The 18490-nt window shown below is 64.8% G+C and carries 16 protein-coding genes; 8 read left to right on the forward strand and 8 right to left on the reverse strand.

Annotated elements, in window-relative coordinates; all coding sequences use genetic code 11:
* Window positions 1–95 precede the first annotated feature (95 nt).
* Together ACW2Q0_RS26300 and ACW2Q0_RS26305 are read right to left on the reverse strand one after the other, a co-directional pair.
* Entirely contained in the window at window positions 96–674 is a 579-nt protein-coding gene (locus ACW2Q0_RS26300; RefSeq protein WP_457193590.1) for a recombinase family protein, read from the reverse strand.
* 191 nt (window positions 675–865) lie between these two features.
* Entirely contained in the window at window positions 866–1747 is an 882-nt protein-coding gene (locus tag ACW2Q0_RS26305; protein ID WP_457193591.1) for an alpha/beta fold hydrolase, read from the reverse strand.
* A 132-nt stretch (window positions 1748–1879) separates the two neighbouring features.
* On the opposite strand from ACW2Q0_RS26305, the gene ACW2Q0_RS26310 reads away from it, so the two are divergent.
* The gene (locus tag ACW2Q0_RS26310; protein WP_457193592.1) at window positions 1880–2503 is read left to right on the forward strand and encodes a TetR/AcrR family transcriptional regulator; all 624 of its coding nucleotides are present in this window, start codon (window positions 1880–1882) and stop codon (window positions 2501–2503) included.
* 143 nt (window positions 2504–2646) lie between these two features.
* On the opposite strand, the gene ACW2Q0_RS26315 is transcribed toward ACW2Q0_RS26310, so the two are convergent.
* From ACW2Q0_RS26315 to ACW2Q0_RS26325, 3 genes are all read right to left on the reverse strand, one after another.
* Window positions 2647–5661: a Tn3 family transposase gene (locus tag ACW2Q0_RS26315; RefSeq protein WP_457193593.1), complete on the reverse strand. Its 3015-nt coding sequence runs from the start codon at window positions 5659–5661 to the stop codon at window positions 2647–2649.
* A 102-nt stretch (window positions 5662–5763) separates the two neighbouring features.
* On the reverse strand, window positions 5764–6228 hold the full coding sequence (locus ACW2Q0_RS26320) for a nuclear transport factor 2 family protein (protein ID WP_457193594.1): 465 nt from the start codon (window positions 6226–6228) through the stop codon (window positions 5764–5766).
* A 201-nt stretch (window positions 6229–6429) separates the two neighbouring features.
* The gene (locus ACW2Q0_RS26325; RefSeq protein WP_457193595.1) at window positions 6430–6708 is read right to left on the reverse strand and encodes an SIS domain-containing protein; all 279 of its coding nucleotides are present in this window, start codon (window positions 6706–6708) and stop codon (window positions 6430–6432) included.
* 47 nt (window positions 6709–6755) lie between these two features.
* Here ACW2Q0_RS26325 and ACW2Q0_RS26330 point away from each other — a divergent pair, with 47 nt between their 5' ends.
* The 5 genes from ACW2Q0_RS26330 to ACW2Q0_RS26350 all read left to right on the forward strand — a co-directional run bounded on the left by ACW2Q0_RS26330 (window position 6756) and on the right by ACW2Q0_RS26350 (window position 12460).
* Window positions 6756–7406, forward strand: coding sequence for a hypothetical protein (locus tag ACW2Q0_RS26330; RefSeq protein ID WP_457193596.1), 651 nt, complete (start codon window positions 6756–6758; stop codon window positions 7404–7406).
* A 61-nt stretch (window positions 7407–7467) separates the two neighbouring features.
* A complete protein-coding gene (locus tag ACW2Q0_RS26335) occupies window positions 7468–7875 on the forward strand; it encodes a TIGR03668 family PPOX class F420-dependent oxidoreductase (RefSeq protein ID WP_457193653.1) in 408 nt (135 codons plus the stop codon).
* Window positions 7876–8081: 206 nt separating this feature from the next.
* The gene (locus ACW2Q0_RS26340) at window positions 8082–8291 is read left to right on the forward strand and encodes a TOBE domain-containing protein (RefSeq protein WP_457193597.1); all 210 of its coding nucleotides are present in this window, start codon (window positions 8082–8084) and stop codon (window positions 8289–8291) included.
* Between the two features lie 864 nt (window positions 8292–9155).
* The gene (locus ACW2Q0_RS26345; RefSeq protein WP_457193654.1) at window positions 9156–11507 is read left to right on the forward strand and encodes an arylsulfatase; all 2352 of its coding nucleotides are present in this window, start codon (window positions 9156–9158) and stop codon (window positions 11505–11507) included.
* 47 nt (window positions 11508–11554) lie between these two features.
* Window positions 11555–12460, forward strand: coding sequence for a formylglycine-generating enzyme family protein (locus ACW2Q0_RS26350; protein ID WP_457193655.1), 906 nt, complete (start codon window positions 11555–11557; stop codon window positions 12458–12460).
* Window positions 12461–13221: 761 nt separating this feature from the next.
* Here the strand turns inward: ACW2Q0_RS26350 and ACW2Q0_RS26355 are convergent.
* Window positions 13222–13782 (reverse strand): DinB family protein, encoded by a 561-nt coding sequence (locus ACW2Q0_RS26355; RefSeq protein WP_457193598.1) that lies wholly within the window; start codon window positions 13780–13782, stop codon window positions 13222–13224.
* Between the two features lie 63 nt (window positions 13783–13845).
* Here ACW2Q0_RS26355 and ACW2Q0_RS26360 point away from each other — a divergent pair, with 63 nt between their 5' ends.
* Window positions 13846–14814: a helix-turn-helix transcriptional regulator gene (locus ACW2Q0_RS26360; protein WP_457193599.1), complete on the forward strand. Its 969-nt coding sequence runs from the start codon at window positions 13846–13848 to the stop codon at window positions 14812–14814.
* A 413-nt stretch (window positions 14815–15227) separates the two neighbouring features.
* Window positions 15228–16274, forward strand: a complete 1047-nt coding sequence (locus ACW2Q0_RS26365; protein WP_457193600.1) for a fatty acid desaturase family protein — start codon at window positions 15228–15230, stop codon at window positions 16272–16274.
* 351 nt (window positions 16275–16625) lie between these two features.
* On the opposite strand, the gene ACW2Q0_RS26370 is transcribed toward ACW2Q0_RS26365, so the two are convergent.
* Complete coding sequence (locus ACW2Q0_RS26370; protein WP_457193601.1) at window positions 16626–17366, reverse strand: DUF6390 family protein; 741 nt, start codon at window positions 17364–17366, stop codon at window positions 16626–16628.
* Window positions 17366–18472, reverse strand: a complete 1107-nt coding sequence (gene nicT / locus ACW2Q0_RS26375; RefSeq protein WP_457193656.1) for a Nickel transporter NicT — start codon at window positions 18470–18472, stop codon at window positions 17366–17368. Before nicT ends, ACW2Q0_RS26370 begins: the two co-directional genes overlap by 1 nt.
* Window positions 18473–18490: the final 18 nt, after the last annotated feature.

Genomic DNA, 18490 nt, shown 5'->3' on the forward strand with positions numbered 1-18490 from the left:
GTGCCCGGCGCGACGAGGGGTCCCGGTAGTAACCGTGCGAAAAACAACGACAATGGCTTGACCAGCAGTGATGATCGGACCATGGTCCTGGTCAGCTATGGGGTTGTCTTGCCGAGGTGGCGATAGATGGTTGGGCGGGTGACGCCGAACTCGGCGGCGATCTGTTCGACGGTGTAGCGACGCTTGCCGTGTTCATCGAGTTCGTTGTACATCTGCTGGGCCAGTTCGACCTGCCTGGGGCCGAGTTTGGGTTTCTGGCCGCCGGTGCGCCCGCGTGCGCGAGCCGCAGCGAGCCCGTCGCGGGTGCGTTCGGACATCAGCGCGTGCTCGAATTCGGCTATCGCGCCGAGGATTTGGAAGAACATGCGGCCGACTGCGGTGGAGGTGTCGATGCCCTGGTCGAGCACCACCAGGTCCACGCTGCGGTCCTGGAGCGTATTGGACAGCTCGATCAGGTGCTCGAGGGAGCGGCCGAGCCGGTCGAGTTTGGTCACCACCAGCTGGTCCTTGGGCCGGTTCGCGACCAGCAGTGCCTTGGTCAGTTCGGGGCGGGAGGCGAGCTTGCCGGAGGCCTTGTCGATGAAGATCTGCTCGCAGCTGGCGGCGGTGAGTGCGTCGTGTTGGGCTTCGGGATGCTGGTCGCGGGTGGAGACTCGCCCGTAGCCGATGCGCATGCCGTGCAGCGTAATACGAACCCCCGACAGGTTGACATTGGCGCGTACACGGAAACCGTTACAGATTCGACGGTATCCGACCTGCGGGGACCTTCAGGGGTGCAACGTGTCTCGTGAACCTACGTTCACGAGACACCGTACCGCACGCATTTGCGGCTTCTTCTGTGTGCCGCTCGGTTGAACTCGCTTGCTTATGCCCGGACCGCATCGTGTTCGGCGATGAACCCGAGGAGCCGGGGTATCAACTTCTGTGGGAGTGCCCACAGAAGTTCATGTCCGACACCCGGGTAGACCTCGACGTCGGCTGCGGGAGCATGCTCGCGAAGGCGACGTACTCCGATCTCGGGATCGTTGGCGACCGTCGTCTCTCCGAACAGCACCAGCATCGGTGCGGTGATCGCAGCGAGTTGTTCGTCGGTGAACGGTTTCGGCCACGGCAAGGCGATTCGGAACTTGAACGCCGCCGTACCTATCGCCCATTCCTTGTCGCTCAACACGACACCTGGGGTTAGCCACTGGACGAACTTCTGCATGCGTTCACGGGTGGGCCGCATGCCTGCGATGACCATTTTCAGCAGCAGGCTCCAGCGCGGTTTGGCAAACGTTGCCCCGCCCGGTTCGAGCATGGACAGACTCGCCAGACGCTGTGAGCGGTGGACGGCGAGCAGGCAAGCCAGCCAGGCGCCGTCGGAGTACCCGGCCACGTGGACGCGTTCCTGGCCGAGTCCATCGAGGACCTCGACGAGCCACTCGACGATCTCGTCGTGGTCGCGGATCGGCACGGTCTGCTCAACGCGGCCGGCCCAGCCCATGACATCGGGTGTGTAGACGACCCTGTCGCGCGCCAGTTCGTCGATGAACGGCAGCCAGAACAGACTGTTTCCAGGCATGCCGGGCAGGAGCAACAGGGGCAGGCCTTCCCCTGTTCCCGACTTACGCACTCGCGTTGTCCCGAACTTCGTCTCGACGTCGATCTCGGTCGACGGCACAGGCCAGTCGGCTGCCAACGCATCGTAGGCCCGCAGATACGCCGTCTTGGCCTTGTCGCTGGTGAACCGCCCGATCTTCGGCATGAACCCTCCCTTGTCTTCGTTTTACGGTACGTCCGTATCAATCTTGATGATATGAACGTATCACAGATGCGGTATGTGCGTACCATCAAGGCTCACTGGATCGTTCGACACGACAGGAAGGCGGCAGGGCTCGTGCCACGATTGGTCGACCACGAAATGCGGCGTCGACAGATCACCGACGCCGTACGCCGGGTCATCGTCAGCGGCGGCCTGGAAGCCGTCACTTTCCAAACGGTCGCCGCCGAGGCCGGGATGTCGATACGGCTGGTGCAGTACTACTTCGGAACCAAGCGAGAATTCCTGCTGGCGACCCACCGCTCGGTGATGGAGGACGCCGGCGCCCGCTTCATGCGACGGTGGACCGCGCTGGGCGAAGACGCCAGCCCCCGCGCGATGATCCACGCGCTGCTCACCGAATTGCTCCCACTCGACGAGCAACGCCGCGAGGAAACGATCGTCCTCGGCACCTTCGGTTGGGCGGCCGTCACCGGTCAGAGCATCACCGCGGAACAAACCTTCGCCGCACCAAACGCCCTGACCACGATCGTCGCCGGGCAAATCGCACGAGTCCGAGGCACGGACCCATCACCGGAGCGCGACGCCGCACTCGTCACCGCGACGATCGGCGGGCTCGCCCAAGGCATGCTCCAGGGGTACGGCACCCCGGAGGAGGTACTCGATCTCGTCGACCTTCTACTGGATCGCGTGCTGGGAGCGACAACCGAAAGCCTTACCCATCAGCACGATCCCGAGTGACCGCGCCCCTGGCCGCCGACCGAAGAAGTCGCATCCACCCGCCGGTTCGGACATGCTCGAGGCCCGGACCCACGATCAGCCGCGTTACGCCACCTACACGTAACGATGCGAATACCCCGCCGCTTATCCCTACGAGGCGGACATCAGAACAGGGTGTCGCGGACTCGTAGCGGTCGGTAACCGGTGGGGCCGAGTTGGGCGAGTTCGGCGTCGATGTCGACCTCGATCGCGCCGAAGAAGTTGATGTTCTCGCTGTGTGCCGGGGAGATGTGGGCCAAGACCTCGTCGTCGACTCGCCGCCCGGCCCGGCGCATCTGTTCGACCGCGAGCCCGTAATACTCTGTGGTCCAGGCGATTACTGCGTTCGTGGCCAGGGTCAGGCACCACGCCTGCTCGGTCTGGGCTTCCAGATGTCGGGCACGGAAGGCGCCTTCGTGGGCGTAGGTGAGGTCGCGTTTGAGGGCATGGATGGATTCGCCCTTGTTGAGCTGGCGCGAGATCTTGCGCCGGTAGTCGGGATCGGTCAGGTATCGGCAGGCGTAGACGGTGCGGCGCATCGCGCCGTACTCCTTGAGCGCCGCTGCCAGAGCATTCTGCCGACCCGAGGCCGACAGCTTGCCGACCAGCAGGGACGCGGTGGCGTGCCCAAACTTCAGCGACCCGGCCAATCTGAGCAGGTCGTCGTAATGCTCGGCGATCAAGTCCAGATTCAACTTGCGGGTCAGCAGCGGTCCTGCGTGCGGGAACCTCGCTTCGGCATCGACGCGCGGTACCGGCCGGTACAGGGTGATCTTGCCCAGGTCCCGGATACGTGGGGACAACTGCATCCCGAGCAGGTCGAACAGCGCAAAGTTGACCAGGGTGACCCCGTGGGTATCTGTCGCATGCTCGGTGATCGGCAGATCGGTTGCGTTGCCCAGGATTTCATCGAGTACGTAGTGGGCTTCGCGGCGGGTGGTGACGATGATCTTGGTGCCGTAGGTGGTGTGCTGATCGGTGACGTGGGTGTAGGTCGATAAGCCCTGGTCAGCGAAGAATTGCGGCACAGTGCGAGCAGTGGTCGACTTGCCGCGCGTCAGGAACCGCTGACCGTCGCTGGAGGACAGGGTTCCGGTGCCGAAAGCCGCTGTCAGCGGCAGTCTCTGGTGGTAGCCGATGATCGCGAGATTCGCCGCGCGCAGCGTTTCCTCGCGCACATACCATTCCGCGGTCCAAGCCAGGATGTCGTAGGTGATGCCACTGGCCTCGGCCATCCGAGTGAGCCCCAGGTTCGTTGAGTAGGCCAGCAGTACCGCGATCAGATTGCGTTTGAGCTCCGGGCTGCGAGCCTGCTTGCCGCCGGCATGGGTGAAACAGTCCAGGTAGCCGGTGCGTTTGTCCAGCTCGATCAGCAACGACACGATCGGCGCGAACGGCAGCATCTCGGTCAACTCGGCCTTCAACGCGATCGCCTCGGTCGGAATGTCCTCGGCGGTCAACGGTGAAATCACCAGATCACCGGCCTCATCCAGGCGCACCGGCCCGTCACCAGCGGTGAGCATCTGCTCCAGTTCACTGACCGCCTCACCCCACTCATCGGACAGCGCGGCCAACGCACGAGCCGGATCAGCCGGTTTGCCGACCAGGCGGCAGAACTCGCCGCGTTGGGGCTCCCACTGCTGCCGGGTGAGCAGGTAGGCGGCTGGATCGGCGTAGCGCCGCGACCCTGGAACGAACACATCCCCACTACGCAGCCCGTCCCGCAGCCCGAGCAGCACACACAACTCCCAAAAGTGTCGGTAGGCCACGGCATTGCCGGTCTTGCGTGCTTCGTCGAGATATCCGCGCCACTTGGTCGGTACGAATCCTGTGGGCACGTCGTCGAACACCTTCCGGCGACCGGTCGCGTTGAGCTCGCGCAACATGTTGACCGCGATCAGCAACTCCGTTGCCGACGTTCCGCCGGCGAAGCGCACCGCCGACAATACCGCCGGAGTGAACTTCCGCAGATTCGAATACGACCCATCGAGGGCGGCCAGGTGCCCGTGATCACGCGGCAGTCGCGGCCGGGCCTGGGCGATCGCGGCCCGCAACCGCTCCCACCCGATGCCCTCACCCCGGATCAACGCACCCACTTCCTCGTCGGGAACCTGCGGGTCGGTGATGATCGCGAGCAGCTCGTCCAGCAGCGCCTGCCGGTTCTCTCCGCTCTTGCCGCGTTCGGCCAGTTCCTCGCGCATCCGGTTCTCGGCGGCACTGAACTTCGCCGACACCGCCTGGTCGAACAGCGCCACCACCTCATCGAGTACCTCGGCGGCCGACTGCGCCAGCACCGTCAACAAGATCGGATACCGGCGCTCGGGATCACGGCGTTCCAGGGCTTGACCGGTCAGGCGGCGACCCAGCGTGGCCAGGAACCGGCGGCGCTCGGCCGGAAGCACCGACAAATCCAGGGTGTCCGCCCCCAGACCACGAACGAACCCCAGCTTCTCGACCTCGTTCTTTACCGCGGCCGCCGACGCCTCCACCGGTCCGGTGGACAACCACCGCAGCCGCGACATCCGAATCGAGGCATCGATGACCAGCAACCGGTCCAGCTCGGCGCGTCGGTGCGGAGTCAGCTCGTGCGCGAGTCGATCGTAGGTCTCCCGTTGTGCCTGTTCGCGAGCATGCACAACGCGGCGCACGACGGTATCGGGGCTGGGGCGGATCACCCGCGCCGAGAGCAGATACTCACACCCCAACCGGAACAGCAGTGTCGGCGAATCATGTTCCATCGCCCGCGCCAGCAAGAACTCGTCCAACTCCTTGAGCTCCATCGCATCGGCCGACCGCCAGCCCAGATACTGAGCCGCCAATCGCAGGTGCTCGGTGCGCGTCTGCGCCCGGCGGCCGTACGAACGGATCAGCGACGCATCAACATCCAGTTGCTGCGCCAACCGGGCCACCGCCACCACAGGCGCGGCAGCCACCTTGTCCGGCACGAACCCCAACCACGGCAGCGCGCACAACGCCACCGACAAACCCAGCCGCTCCGCCGGGCCGCGCCCGCGTCCCGGCGTCAGAAAGGCGATGTCAGCCGGAGTGAGCGTGAAGTGCCGGAACAACTCCTCGCGGCTGATATCCGGGAACTCACGCAGCCGCGCCAACTCCTCGGCCGCGAACACCTGCATCGCCACGAAACCCGACCCCCTGCACGCCGACCAATCTCATCGGCAGTCAAGCCAAGCACCAATCACGATGCCCCGCAGGACAAACCAGAAGACCACTATCTCCGCTGATCAAGCCATTGTCGTTGTTTTTCGTCCGATTACTACTGGGACCCCGACGAACATGAAGCTCTTCTCCTCGACGCGCTGTTTGATCCGCCAGCGGCCATCGACGCGGGCGAAAGTGTCGTGATACCAGAGCCCACATAGCATCAGACTCTGTCGACCTTCGCCGGTCGAGACCAGCATCGGGTTGTGGCACATGGTGCGTCCGGTGGCACTGTCACCGTCGACGGTGATGGACGAATTGCTGATCAGATGTTGGAACGCGAGGAAGTTCGGCATGACGGTGGCCAGGAACTTCTTGGTGGATTCCAGATCACCGGCCGGGCCGCCCATGGCCGAGTAGTCGATGTGCGCATCCGCGGTGAAGATCTCGTCGAGCAGATCCCACTGGTGGGTGTCGACCGCATGTGAGTACTGGACCATGAGGTCCTCGATCTCCAGGCGGTCGGAAATCTCCTGCAGGGACAGCATGGTGCCTCCGAATTGCGGACACATCGTTCCGGCGTGGCGCGGAACTGCGGCTCAGGGTAGCGGTTGGCCGTGCAAGGTTTGGGCGAACGGCATATCGCCATTGCCGCGGAACGGAATCCGTTCTCGTGTCCATTGCCAGCACCGTGTGCGCGGCGCAATTCGTCAGTGCGGATCGTGCCCCGGCCGTCACCGCAACCGTGGTCACGCCCGTGTCGGCGGTCCGGCGCACGGCTTGATCGCCGCCGTCGTTTCGCCCGAGTGCGAGAACGTGACGGTGACATCACCGGCCCGCAGCAGACTCGCCCGGACCAGTCCATCGTCCTCAGATGTGCGTGCGCCGCAACACATTCCGATGCGGGTCAGCGTTTGTGCCATATCCGTCGCGAGGAGTCCGGAGGCGCCGACGCCGACCAGATACACCCGCCGTGATCGGCGAGCGTTCGTTGGGAGAAGCTGCCGATGATATCGGCGAACCCACACAAGAGCTGATACCGCGAATATTCAGCAAACATTTGGAACATCGCCGTATGATGCGTCAGGAATTCGGTTTGCCCTGCTGCGATGACGTCCAGGAGTTCATGCGCGTGGAAGACAACCGATGTCTGACCGAGGCGGAAGATGAAACGGCACGCGAAATGCGCCGCAGAATCGCGCTGGCGCTGCCCGCACTGGGCCTGATGCCACCCGTGGTCTGGAACGGCTCGAACGGTAACGCGGCAAAGTCGCCGACCGTCGAATTCTCGACCGTCCAGGACCGGTCCCCAGGGCCGGGCACGACGATTCACGGTTTGGCCGACCTGAGCTGGCAGCCCGCTCCCGGCGCACCACCGCAGAGCTTCGAAACTGCCGACGCGCTCGGTTCCTCGCGAAACCCCGGCTTCTACGCGAGCTATGCCCGTTGGCATCCCGGTTGGATGAGCGCGCCGCACGCCTACATCTTCGACCGCCACGCCGTGATGCTCTCGGGTGTCTGGACCCTCGGTGCGGGCCCCACCATCGACCTCACCACCACGCTGCCTGTGTACCCCGGCGAACTCGCCACGCGCACAGCGGGTATGCCGCACTACGACGGCTCGCTGTGCGACAGCCCGGAGCCCGCGGTCTTCATTCTGTTCGGAATCGGCCCTGCTGTACCGATTCCGGTGGACCCCACGCGGCCGCTGTTCGTTCGCATCTGATAGCAGAATGGGTCCACGGTCCGAAGACCTGTTCCGATCGTAATGTGGAGGTGCGGTGCGACTGAGTGCGAAGGTGGCGCGAGAACGGTTCATCGCAGAGCCGGTAGCCCGACTGGCCACCGCATCGACCGACCTGCGTCCACATATCGTGCCGATCGTGTTCGCGGTCGCCGACGACACCATATACACCGCTGTCGATGCCAAGCCGAAGACGACAACCGCCTTGCGCCGCTTGGCGAATATCACTGCCAACCCCGCCGTAGCCGTGCTCGTAGACCGCTATGACGGCGACTGGACGCACCTGTGGTGGACCAGGGCCGACGGCAGCGCGCGGATCGTCGACGGCGCCGAAGCCGAACATGCCCTGGACCTGCTGACCGCGCGCTATCCGATCTACCACACCCAGCCGCCACCCGGACCAGTGCTCGCCATCGACGTCACCCGCTGGTCGGGATGGTCCGCGAGCTGACCTACGCGCACCGGATCGCCTGCCTGGACGCGACCTTCCGACACGTCGCTCGAACCGATACCACCCACGCCTTTACCGCACCACCGGCCTTGAATCCGCCGAAGTACTCATCCGGCACCCGGTGCCGGTTGTTCGAGCGAACGCAGCGCACGCGACGTGCACGAAGATCCGGTGCATCGGCGCCCGCACTGCGTAGGATCACCGACATGCGACTATCCACACGTAACCAACTCGATGGAACAGTCGTCTCGGTCACCCGCGGCGAAGCGATGGCCGTCGTCCGCGTCCGGTTGACCGGCGGCGACGAAATCACCTCCTCCATCACCCGCGACGCGGCCGACGACCTCCAACTCAGCGACGGCTCCCGGGTCACAGTCCTCATCAAATCGACCGAAGTCGCCCTCGGGGTCGAGTAGGTCATCAGGGGACCGTCACCCCGCCTGAAGGAAGAACAAGCCAACGATGGATGTGTCCTTGTTGAAGTTCACTCGGCACAGAACATAGCTATTCCTCAGCGATCCGCGCCCACTTCAGCAGTGCCTCGGGGTCTTCCGGCTCGAAGCCGTAAATGTACGCGCCAGGCGCTTGTACCCTCGGTGATCAGGGAGGAGTGCGGCAATGGCAGGAAATCAGCGGTCAGTTGTTTCATCGGACGTTCGCGAAATTCTGAACTACTTCGGCAAGTGCCCGATATGCGAATACGCTGCCCGTGCTTTTGTTATCACCGCTGAGTTTTCCGACGGACACGTCGCGGAGGAAACCATCGCGGCATGTCAAGGATGGTGCGGATGGAAAGGGCGGGTTGTCCCCACTCCGATGACCGGTAGTTCGGTGGTGCTGGCACCGGGACGGGACACGGTGGCATCGACGGCGCCCGCACTTCCGCCGGCCTGACATCCGCCACCGACGTAGCCGACGAACTCGAGGCACGGTGGCCACAGACAAATCGCAACCTGTGTCGTAACCGGGCGATGTGAGCGGTTGCTGCTGTCTCTTCGATCCGATCGATTCGGAAGCACACCGCCGTATGTAGTCGTACGCTCTGAGTACCGAAGGTGTTGATCAGCGAATATCCGGACATCAGGTCCTGGAGGAGCATGACCACCACACATCGAATCGCACATCCGAGCCCTTCTCCGCGGTATCGCCGGAGCTGGGAATGCCCATCCCGACACGACAGCCGCGCCGATCGGCGTTCGTGGGTGTAGCCGACATGAGGTCCCGAGCCCGGATAACAGGGTGAACGGCAAATAATCAGCTTTCGTTACCGGAGGTGGATGATGGTCAGGAAGTTCGAGGGGGAGGTCGCGCTCGATATCCGTGATTCGGTGCCCGATTGGGGGCCCTACGCGGAACCGACGGCACCACGGGGCGCGCCGAATGTGCTGTATCTGGTGTGGGACGACATCGGGATCGGAACTTGGGACTGCTACGGCGGTCTGGTCGAAATGCCGAATATGAAGCGCATCGCCGACAGTGGTGTGCAGTTCACGCAGTTCCACACCACTGCCCTGTGTTCACCAACTCGCGCTTCCCTGATGACCGGCCGGAATGCGACCTCTGTCGGTATGGCGACCATCGAGGAGTTCACCGACGGCTTCCCGAGCATGTGCGGTCGCATACCGGCCGAAACGGCGCTGTGCTCGGAGGTGCTCGCCGAGCGTGGGTGGAACACCTACGCGGTCGGCAAATGGCATATGACACCGCTGGAAGAGGAGAATCTGGCGGCGTCCAAACGGCATTGGCCGCTGGGGCGTGGGTTCGAGCGGTTCTACGGGTTCCTGGGTGGCGAGGCCGACCAGTGGTATCCGAATCTGGTCTACGACAATCATCCGATTACGCAGCCGTACGCACCGGAAGACGGATATCACCTGTCGAAGGACCTGGCCGACAAGACAATCGAGTTCATCCGCGACGCGAAGGTGGTCGCCCCCGACAAGCCGTGGTTCACCTACCTGTGCCCCGGATGCGGGCATGCGCCGCACCACGTGCCACGGGAATGGGCCGACAAATACCGCGGCCGGTTCGACATGGGCTATGAGAAATACCGCGAGATCGTGTTGGCGAACCAGAAGCGCATGGGTCTGATACCGGAGAACACCGAACTCTCACCCATGAACCCGTATGTGAACGTCACCAGTGCCGACGGCAAGCCGTGGCCGCTGCTGGACACGGTGCGACCGTGGGATTCGTTGTCGGAGGACGAGAAGCGGCTGTTTCGACGGCAGGCCGAGGTGTTCGCCGGATTCCTGTCCTACACCGACGCGCAGATCGGCCGACTACTGGACTATCTCGAGGAAAGCGGTCAACTCGACAACACCATCATCGTCACGTTCTCCGACAACGGCGCCAGCGGCGAGGGCGGTCCGAACGGCACCGCCAACGAGATGAAGTTCTTCAACGGCTACCTCGACACGATCGATGACAGTCTGGCCAAGCTCGACGAACTGGGTTCGCCGACCACCTATAGCCACTACAGCATCGGGTGGGCGATGGCGTTCAACACCCCGTACAAGCTGTACAAGCGATATGCCTCGCATGAGGGCGGCATCGCCGACCCGTGCCTGATGTCGTGGCCCGCAGGGATAGCGGCCCGCGGCGAAGTGCGCCACCAGTACCTCAACGTCTGCGATGTCACCCCGACCGTTTACGACCTACTCGGCATCACACCGCCGGACACGGTGAAGAATGTGGCGCAGCGCCCCTTGGAGGGGGTCAGTTTCCGGGCGCTGTTCGACGACGCGAACGCGGACGTCGGCAAGCACACGCAGTTCTACTCGATGCTCGGCACGCGCGGCATCTGGCATCGCGGGTGGTTCGCCGACACCATTCATGCGGCATGCCCGTCCGGCTGGGGACATTTCGACAAGGACCGCTGGGAACTGTTCCATATCGAGCAGGACCGCAGCCAGGTGCACGACCTCGCCGAGGTTCACCCCGAGAAACTCGAGGAGCTGAGGGCATTGTGGTTCTCGGAGGCCGAGAAATACAATGGCATGCCCCTCAATGATCTCGACGTCATCTCCGCTTTGACCCGTTACCGTCCGACGTACGGCGCGAAGCGGGACAGTGCTGTCTACTATCCGGGCAGCGCGGAGGTGGGACCCGGTGCGGCACTGGAGATTCAGGGCCGGTCGTTCGCGCTGCTCGCGGAGACCACGATCGACCGCGCGGATGCCGAAGGAGTGCTGTTCGCCCACGGCGGCCGACTCGGCGGACACACGCTCTATGTCAAGGACGGCCACCTGCACTACACCTACAACTTCCTCGGCGAGGAAGAGCAGACCATCGTTTCGGATCGAACGGTACCGCTGGGTGATCACATCCTCGGGATACGGTACGAACGTCGTGGAACCCGCCCCGACAACTTCACCCCGACCGGTGAGGCCGTCCTGTACATCGATGAGGACCCGGTCGGCTCGTTCGAGGATATGCGCACCCAGCCCATCGTGTTCTCCGGTGTCGGGGAAGGAATCCGCGTCGGTCGCGACGGTGGTCAATCTGTTTCCGCACGCTATCGCGCACCGTTCCCGTTCACCGGGGGCACCATGCACCAGGTCATCGAGGACGTGAGCGGCAAACCGTATCAGGACCTGGAAATGGCTGCGGCTGCGGCATTTTCGCGGGATTGAGGCGGCGATTCGTGGCTACCGCGATCCGTGACGATATTCGGCGAGGCATGGTCCAGATATCCGGCGGCAGCTTCGCGATGGGATCGGAGGACTTCTTTCCCGAGGAGCGGCCGGTGCACCGGGTGCGGGTCGATGCGTTCTGGATCGACCCGCACCCGGTGACCAACGCCGCTTTCCGGCGGTTCGTGAAGAAGACCGGATACGTCACGGTCGCCGAACGCACTCCCGCAGCCGAGGATTACCCGGATGCGGAGCCGCAGAACCTGATCCCGGGCGGACTGGTATTCCGACCCACCCGGGGACCGGTGCCCTTGGACAACTGGCGCCGTTGGTGGCGGTACGTGCCCGGGGCGTGCTGGCGCCACCCACGCGGGCCCGGCACCACACTCGACGGGCTCGACCGCCACCCGGTCACCCAGGTCGCCTACGAGGACGCGCAAGCATATGCGGCGTGGGTCGGCAAACAGCTGCCGACGGAAGCCGAATGGGAGTATGCCGCTCGCGGTGGACTGGAGGGGGCCACGTTCACCTGGGGCGACGAATTCGAACCGACCGGCCGCCGCATGGCCAATGTCTGGGTCGGCGCGTTTCCCTGGCAATTCGACCCCGGTCGCGGGCAGGCTGGGACTCCTGGCACCACGGCGGTCGGCACCTATGCGCCGAACGGTTACGGACTGCACGATATGACCGGCAATGTCTGGGAGTGGACCATCGACTATTTCCATCCTCGGCATCCGACGCCGACCTGCTGCGCTCCACACAATCCGCAGGTGGAAACACCCGAATCGACAGTGCCGCAACGGTTTCCACGCCGCATCATCAAGGGCGGATCATATCTGTGCGCGGCATGCTATTGCCTGCGGTACCGGCCCGCGGCCCGACAAGGTCAGACCGAGGACACCGCTACCTGCCATCTCGGCTTCCGGTGCGTCGTGCGCGACGCAACTTCGTAGGGGTTCCGGACTGCCCAGATTCGGGCGAGGGTATGCGAAGACGCTGATTCTGCGCCGCGAGCTTGTGCCGGGGGAAGCGGTTTTTGCCTACGGCGACCGCCCTCGGGTACCGAATGGCTGAGTACGGTCCGTTGCGGCCGTGGTGACAGCTCTCCCGGCCCGGCGTATTCGCTTGTATGCTCCAGGGTGGGTTATTACTTTCGCGACGACGTTGCCGAGTCCGTGTACCTTCACGACGTCACGAAAGCCGAGGTCATGCAGGCCCTGGCGTATCCGGTGATCCGGCCAGGCCCGGTCACGCTCGTGGAGCGGGTCGCGCACGCGCGCAACCAGGCTCAGGCCGAGACGTACGACCGAGGGCCGCCGCGAGGGCGTTCTGCCGACCGGATGCGGACAACTTGCCGACCAGCAATGACGTGGTGGCGTGCCCGCCGGTGCACTCCAAGACTTCGATGATCAGGAGCGCGCTCAGAAGATTTACTCGTGGCTCAGAGGCGAGTCCTGACACCGCAGCCGCCACACGAAACGCACTCTCGTGCCGCCTATCGAGCGGTCGCAGACATTCCCACCATGCCTCAACACACCCGGCCCGCACCCCTACCGCCATCACCGTCTGGACCGGCACAGGTGCCGTCCAAATCCGCGGACACCACCCCTGTCCGATTTGCCAGTGCCGTCCAAATTCGCGGACAGACGCCGTCCAGATCAATGGACGTAGCCATCACTGGCCATTACGCGGGCCTGCCAATCCGGAACCCCGTTCAGCCCATGGATTTGGCGCCGTCCAGGGATTCGCGGATGATGTCGGCGTGGCCGGCGTGCTGGGCGGTCTCAGCGATGATGTGCAGCAGCACGCGGCGTGCCGACCAGCGGACACCCACTTCGAACCAGGGGGCTCGGGGCAAGGGGTGGTCGGCGTCGAGTGAGGGGAGCTCGGTGAGCACCTGGGTGGTGTGTTCGGCTGTTCGGTCGTAGTCGGCGAGTATGCCCGCGAGGGTCTCGCCCGGCAGCATTCGGAACTGGCTGCTGTACTCGGCGTAATCCTCGTCTGTCCAATCCGCCCAATCCTTGCCTCCGGACCTCATCGCGTCCGGGCCTTCCAGGATGAACGACACCCACTGTCGCTCGCCGTGCGCCACATGCTTGATCAGCCCGCCCAGGCAGAGCTCGCTCTTGGTGGTGCGCAGTCCGGCCTGCTCGTCGGTCAGGCCGCGAGTGGTGTTGGTGAGGAAGAACCGGTGCTGCGCCAGCGTGGCCAGCAGGTCTGCCCGCTCGCTGGTGAGAAGCGGGGAAGTGGTTTGAGTCTGCTCTGTGAAGGTCATGAAACCCAAGGTAGAGATAATAAGTGCCAGTTTCTGTCCGCAATTGGCCGCATACTGAAAGACATGTCGAACACCAGCTCACGGACCCTGCGCCTGCTCTCGCTGTTGCAGACCCACCGCTACTGGCCGGGCGAGGAACTGGCCCGCCGATTGGAGGTGTCCATCCGCACGCTGCGGCGGGACGTGGACCGACTGCGCGAGCTGGGCTACCCGGTGAACGCATCCCGCGGGGTGGAAGGCGGCTACCAGCTGGCCCCCGGCGCCGTGCTGCCGCCGCTGGTGCTCGACGACGAAGAGGCCGTGGCGCTGGTGGTCGGCCTGCGCGCGGTGGCGCACAGCGGTCTGGCCGGTGTGGCCGAGTCCTCGGTGCGCGCACAGGCGAAGGTCATTCAGGTCATGCCGCCGGCGCTGCGCCGACGCGTAGAGGCGCTGCGCGCGATGACCGTCTCGACCGGTTGGGACGGTGCCGGGCCGGATCTTGACACAGACCCGGATGTGCTCGTCGTCGTCGCCCAGGCGTGCCGAGACTCCGAGCGGATGGAGTTCGACTACGTGGCGGCGGACGGCCGGCCCAGTCGCCGCCACGTCGAATCGTTGCGCCTGGTGACCCTGGGTCGCCGCTGGTATCTGGTCGCCTACGACTTGGGCCGCAACGACTGGCGCAGCTTCCGGGCGGACCGCATGTCCGACCCGCGCGGCACCGGGGCAAGGTTCCGGCCGCGCACGCTACCCGCTGAAGACGCTGGAGCGTTTGTCCGGGAACGGGTTACCGCACTCCATCGACCGGTCGTGCACCACATCCAGGCCCTGGTGCACGCGCCAGCCGATGACGTCCGGCGCAAGATCGGCCGCTGGGCCGAGGTGAACGAGCGCGGCGACCACAGCTGCCTGGTGCGGATGACCAGTGACGCGCTGGAGTGGCCAGCGATGGCGCTGGGCTCATTGAACTCCGAGTTCACCGTGATCGGCTCACCGGCACTGCGGGAGTACCTGGCCGAATGGGCCACCCGATTCGACCGGGCTACCGCATAGCCCGGCAATTCCCGGCAATTCCCGGCACCGAGTAGGTGGCGACCGGGCAGGAGCGCCGCCGGAGAACCGAGCCGCCGCGCATCACGATGCCCGTCGCCCTGGCGCCGATCCTCAGGGTTCGCTACGGCTGACCGTCCTGCTCGCGCAAACCCGGACACCGTCCGGCTCGACACCATCAACTCGCGACAGTTGATTACGCGAGCTCACCAGTACGGAACCCCGATTCGTTCCGGAGTTTGACCGCCACGCCCTGCTGACGCTACTCTCCGGGCCGTCCGCACGAGTACGGGCTTCAGCGGCAAGTAACCGACCCCGAGCGTTCGCGCAGAGTGGGGCTGTTGTTCGGTTCCGGTCGCTAGGTTTGCGCACGCGGACATCCTTCGCAACCGGTGATGTATCGATAGGGCCAACGCGTGACACTGACCGAAACCAACCCGCGCGTCGAGCCCGAGCAGATCGCGGAGCGGGGCAGCGACTACGCCAGACTGTCTCGCCGAATGCGACAAGCGGGACTGCTGAACCGGCGGCTGCGGTACTACGGCTGGAGAATCGTGGTCTCCGTGGCCGGGCTGACCGCAGGGTGGACGGCGTTCGCTCTCATCGGCGACACCTGGTGGCAGCTGGTCACCGCGGTGTTTCTGGCCGCGATCTTCGCTCAGTTCGCCTTCCTGGGCCACGATGCCGGGCATCAGCAGATCTTTCGCACCCGGCAGGCCAACTATCTGTTCGGCCTGATTTGCGGGAATCTGGCCATCGGGTTGAGTATCGGCTGGTGGGTCGGCAATCACAATCGGCACCACGCAAACCCCAATACCGAGGGCGCCGACCCCGACATCATGGGCGTGCTGGCGCACTCCGGTGTGCGGGCGCGGGCCGGCCGTGGCATCCGGCGGCTGATATTCCGATACCAAGCATGGCTGTTCTTTCCGATGCTGTTCCTCGAAGCGGGCAGTCTGCACTACGCCAGTGTTCGAGCGGTGGCCCGACGGGCGACACCGTACTGGGGCCGGGAGGCCGCGCTGCTCGGCGCCCATGCGGCCTTGTACCTGTCCGCGGTATTCCTCGTGCTGCCCCCGGCCAAAGCAATTGCCTTCATTGTGGTGCAGCAAGGCCTGTTCGGGTTCTACATGGGGTGCACCTTCGCGCCGAACCACAAGGGGATGGCCGTGCTGCCGAATCCCGGTTCAACCGACTTCCTGCGCCGTCAAGTGCTCACATCCCGCAATGTCCACGGCGGCTGGTTGACCGACGCCGCTCTCGGCGGGCTGAACTACCAGATCGAACACCATCTGTTCCCGTCCATGCCCCGGCCCAACCTGCGCCGAGCCCAGCCGTTGGTTGCCGCATTCTGCGCCGAAATCGGTGTTCCCTACTGCCAGACCAGCCTGCTCGGCTCATACGCCCAAGCGCTGCGTCACCTGAACACCGTCGGTCGGCTCGCCCATCCGGCTGCTGATTGATGGTGTGCGGCGTGTAAAACGCTGCGCAACAGTAAGATCGGGGCGCCGGCGGACCCGATCGGTGGGCTCGCCGGTGGGTTCGCCACGAACGGCTTACTTCTCGCCGGTTGCGAACTGACCGGTGCTCAACGGACATGACGAGGGCGTCGGGTCGCCATCGCACTGGGCCTGATCGCCACGACCGCGGCGTCGACCATCACTGCGGTAGGCGCCGACGCCGCCACCCGAATCGCACCGTGGATCGCCGTCCTCACCACACTCAGCGGTTCGCTGTCGCCTAGCTCACCAGCAGGAACTCGGCCCCCTGCCCGGGCCCGCATACCGAGACCGTTCTGCCCGGAGCGGTCCCATTCAATCCGCAGCGTGTGCCGGTGCCGCCAGACGTCGATTCGTCACGCGCAGTTGCTGTTGCGTGCTGTTGGTGAGGTCGTCGACTTGTTCGGCCGTCAACCGCCCGCACGGTTGTCCCCAGTGCAGCGCGATATCGTCGCCAGGCGCCGCGTCCGGGAGCGCGGCGTAGCCGTCGGTCCACACCGGGATGGTGCGCCGTATCGTCTCCGACAGGGATAGGCGTGCGCCATCCCAGCGCAACCGGCGGGTGCCGACGGTGAGCTCGTCGTGGTGGCGATCCAGTACGGTCGCTGCGGTGATGCGGCAGTTATCGAGGATTCCCAAGGGCTGCTCGCCGCCGGTGGCGGCCAGCAGCCTGGTCCACGGGTAGACACCGAACACGTGGAAGCTGTGGTTCGCGGCCGCCTCCGAAGCGAGGGCGGGCCCCAGATGGGACCAATACACACCGGCGATCGGGGCGATGAGTCGCAGCAACTCGGCGAGGAATTCGGGGCCGTCGAGATCGGCGCCGATTCCACCACCCAGCCAATAGGATGCCACCAATCGCTCATCGAGCGGGTCGGTGATGCCGGTCAGCAGCGACATGGCCCGCAGGTAGGGCCAGGCGCCGGAGAAGCCGCGCGCCAGCACCCGCACTTGTTCGCGATCGCGTTCACGTAGCGCGGCGGCGTGCTCGGGCCCGCAGTAGCCGAGGTGGTTGGGCGCGTACGCGTAGCGCGCGAACATCTCCACACCGTCCATCAGGTCGGCTCCTCCGATAGCGTTGCGCTCCAGCGACTTTCGATATCGCCGTAATGCCAGATCGCGAGTGCGGCAGCCCAGGTGACCGCGAAGAGGCCGACGATGATGAAGCCCATCGTGGCGAGGTCGAGGCCCCCGATCCAGGCGAGTACGCCGCTGGTCAGATCGAGTTTCTCGGTGAGGATGGAGATGAGCTCCTGGACACCGATCAGCAAAGCGACCGCGACCGAGAGCCCGGTGACCACCATGTTGTAGTAGATCTTGCGGATCGGTCCGGCGAAGGCCCAGCCGTAGGCGTAGTTCATGAACGAACCGTCCAGCGCGTCGAACAGCGACATGCCTGCCGAGAACAGCACCGGCAGCACGAGTATCGCGTACCAGGGCAGCCCGGTGGCGGCCGCGCCGCCGGCGATCACCAGCAGACCCACTTCGGTGACGGTGTCGAAACCGAGGCCGAACAGCAGCCCTACCGGATACATCTGCCACGGCTTGCGCACCGCGCGCATGACCGGCGCCAGCACCCGGTTGAGCACACCGCGGGAGTCCAATGCGCGCTCGAGTTGCTCCTCGCTGTAGCCGCCGCGCCGCATGGCGCGCAAGACCTGCCAGATACCGATCAGCGCGGTCAGGTTCAGCAGTCCGATGAGGATCAGGAAGGTGCCCGAGACCGACGTGCCGAACACCCCGGTCCACCGCTGCAGCCGCGAGTCCTCGTTTTCCAGGTTGCGCGCCAGCGCGGTAACACCGAAGGCCAGCAGCGCGACGAGTACGAAGACGATGGTGGAATGTCCCAAGGAGAACCAGAAGCCGACCGCGAGCGGTTTCTGCTTGTCCGCCACGAGTTTTCGGGTGGTGTTGTCGATCGCGGCGATATGGTCGGCGTCGAAGGCGTGTCGCATGCCCAGGGTGTAGGCAGTGACGCCGAGCCCGGTGCCGAAGATGGCGCCGTCCACCCGGTAACCGTCGGGCACGACCAGCAACAGCAGCGTCCCCCATCCCACGATGTGCAAGGTGACGATCGTTGCTGTCATGCCAAGGATGCTGCGCCGCTGCCCGCCGTCGAATCCGGTCCAGGCATCGCGCAGCCTCGTGGTGACTGTTGCCATCCCCACGGTCCCATCTTT

The sequence above is a fragment of the Nocardia citri genome, assembly GCF_054065835.1.

Coding starts and splice junctions, on each gene's coding strand:
- ACW2Q0_RS26300 (WP_457193590.1), bottom strand. CDS start 674: ATGCGCATCGGCTACGGGCGAGTCTCCACCCGCGACCAGCATCCCGAA.
- ACW2Q0_RS26305 (WP_457193591.1), bottom strand. CDS start 1,747: ATGCCGAAGATCGGGCGGTTCACCAGCGACAAGGCCAAGACGGCGTAT.
- ACW2Q0_RS26320 (WP_457193594.1), bottom strand. CDS start 6,228: ATGCTGTCCCTGCAGGAGATTTCCGACCGCCTGGAGATCGAGGACCTC.
- ACW2Q0_RS26330 (WP_457193596.1), top strand. CDS start 6,756: ATGATGCGTCAGGAATTCGGTTTGCCCTGCTGCGATGACGTCCAGGAG.
- ACW2Q0_RS26340 (WP_457193597.1), top strand. CDS start 8,082: ATGCGACTATCCACACGTAACCAACTCGATGGAACAGTCGTCTCGGTC.
- ACW2Q0_RS26345 (WP_457193654.1), top strand. CDS start 9,156: ATGGTCAGGAAGTTCGAGGGGGAGGTCGCGCTCGATATCCGTGATTCG.
- ACW2Q0_RS26350 (WP_457193655.1), top strand. CDS start 11,555: ATGGTCCAGATATCCGGCGGCAGCTTCGCGATGGGATCGGAGGACTTC.
- ACW2Q0_RS26355 (WP_457193598.1), bottom strand. CDS start 13,782: ATGACCTTCACAGAGCAGACTCAAACCACTTCCCCGCTTCTCACCAGC.
- ACW2Q0_RS26360 (WP_457193599.1), top strand. CDS start 13,846: ATGTCGAACACCAGCTCACGGACCCTGCGCCTGCTCTCGCTGTTGCAG.
- ACW2Q0_RS26370 (WP_457193601.1), bottom strand. CDS start 17,366: ATGGACGGTGTGGAGATGTTCGCGCGCTACGCGTACGCGCCCAACCAC.
- nicT (WP_457193656.1), bottom strand. CDS start 18,472: ATGGCAACAGTCACCACGAGGCTGCGCGATGCCTGGACCGGATTCGAC.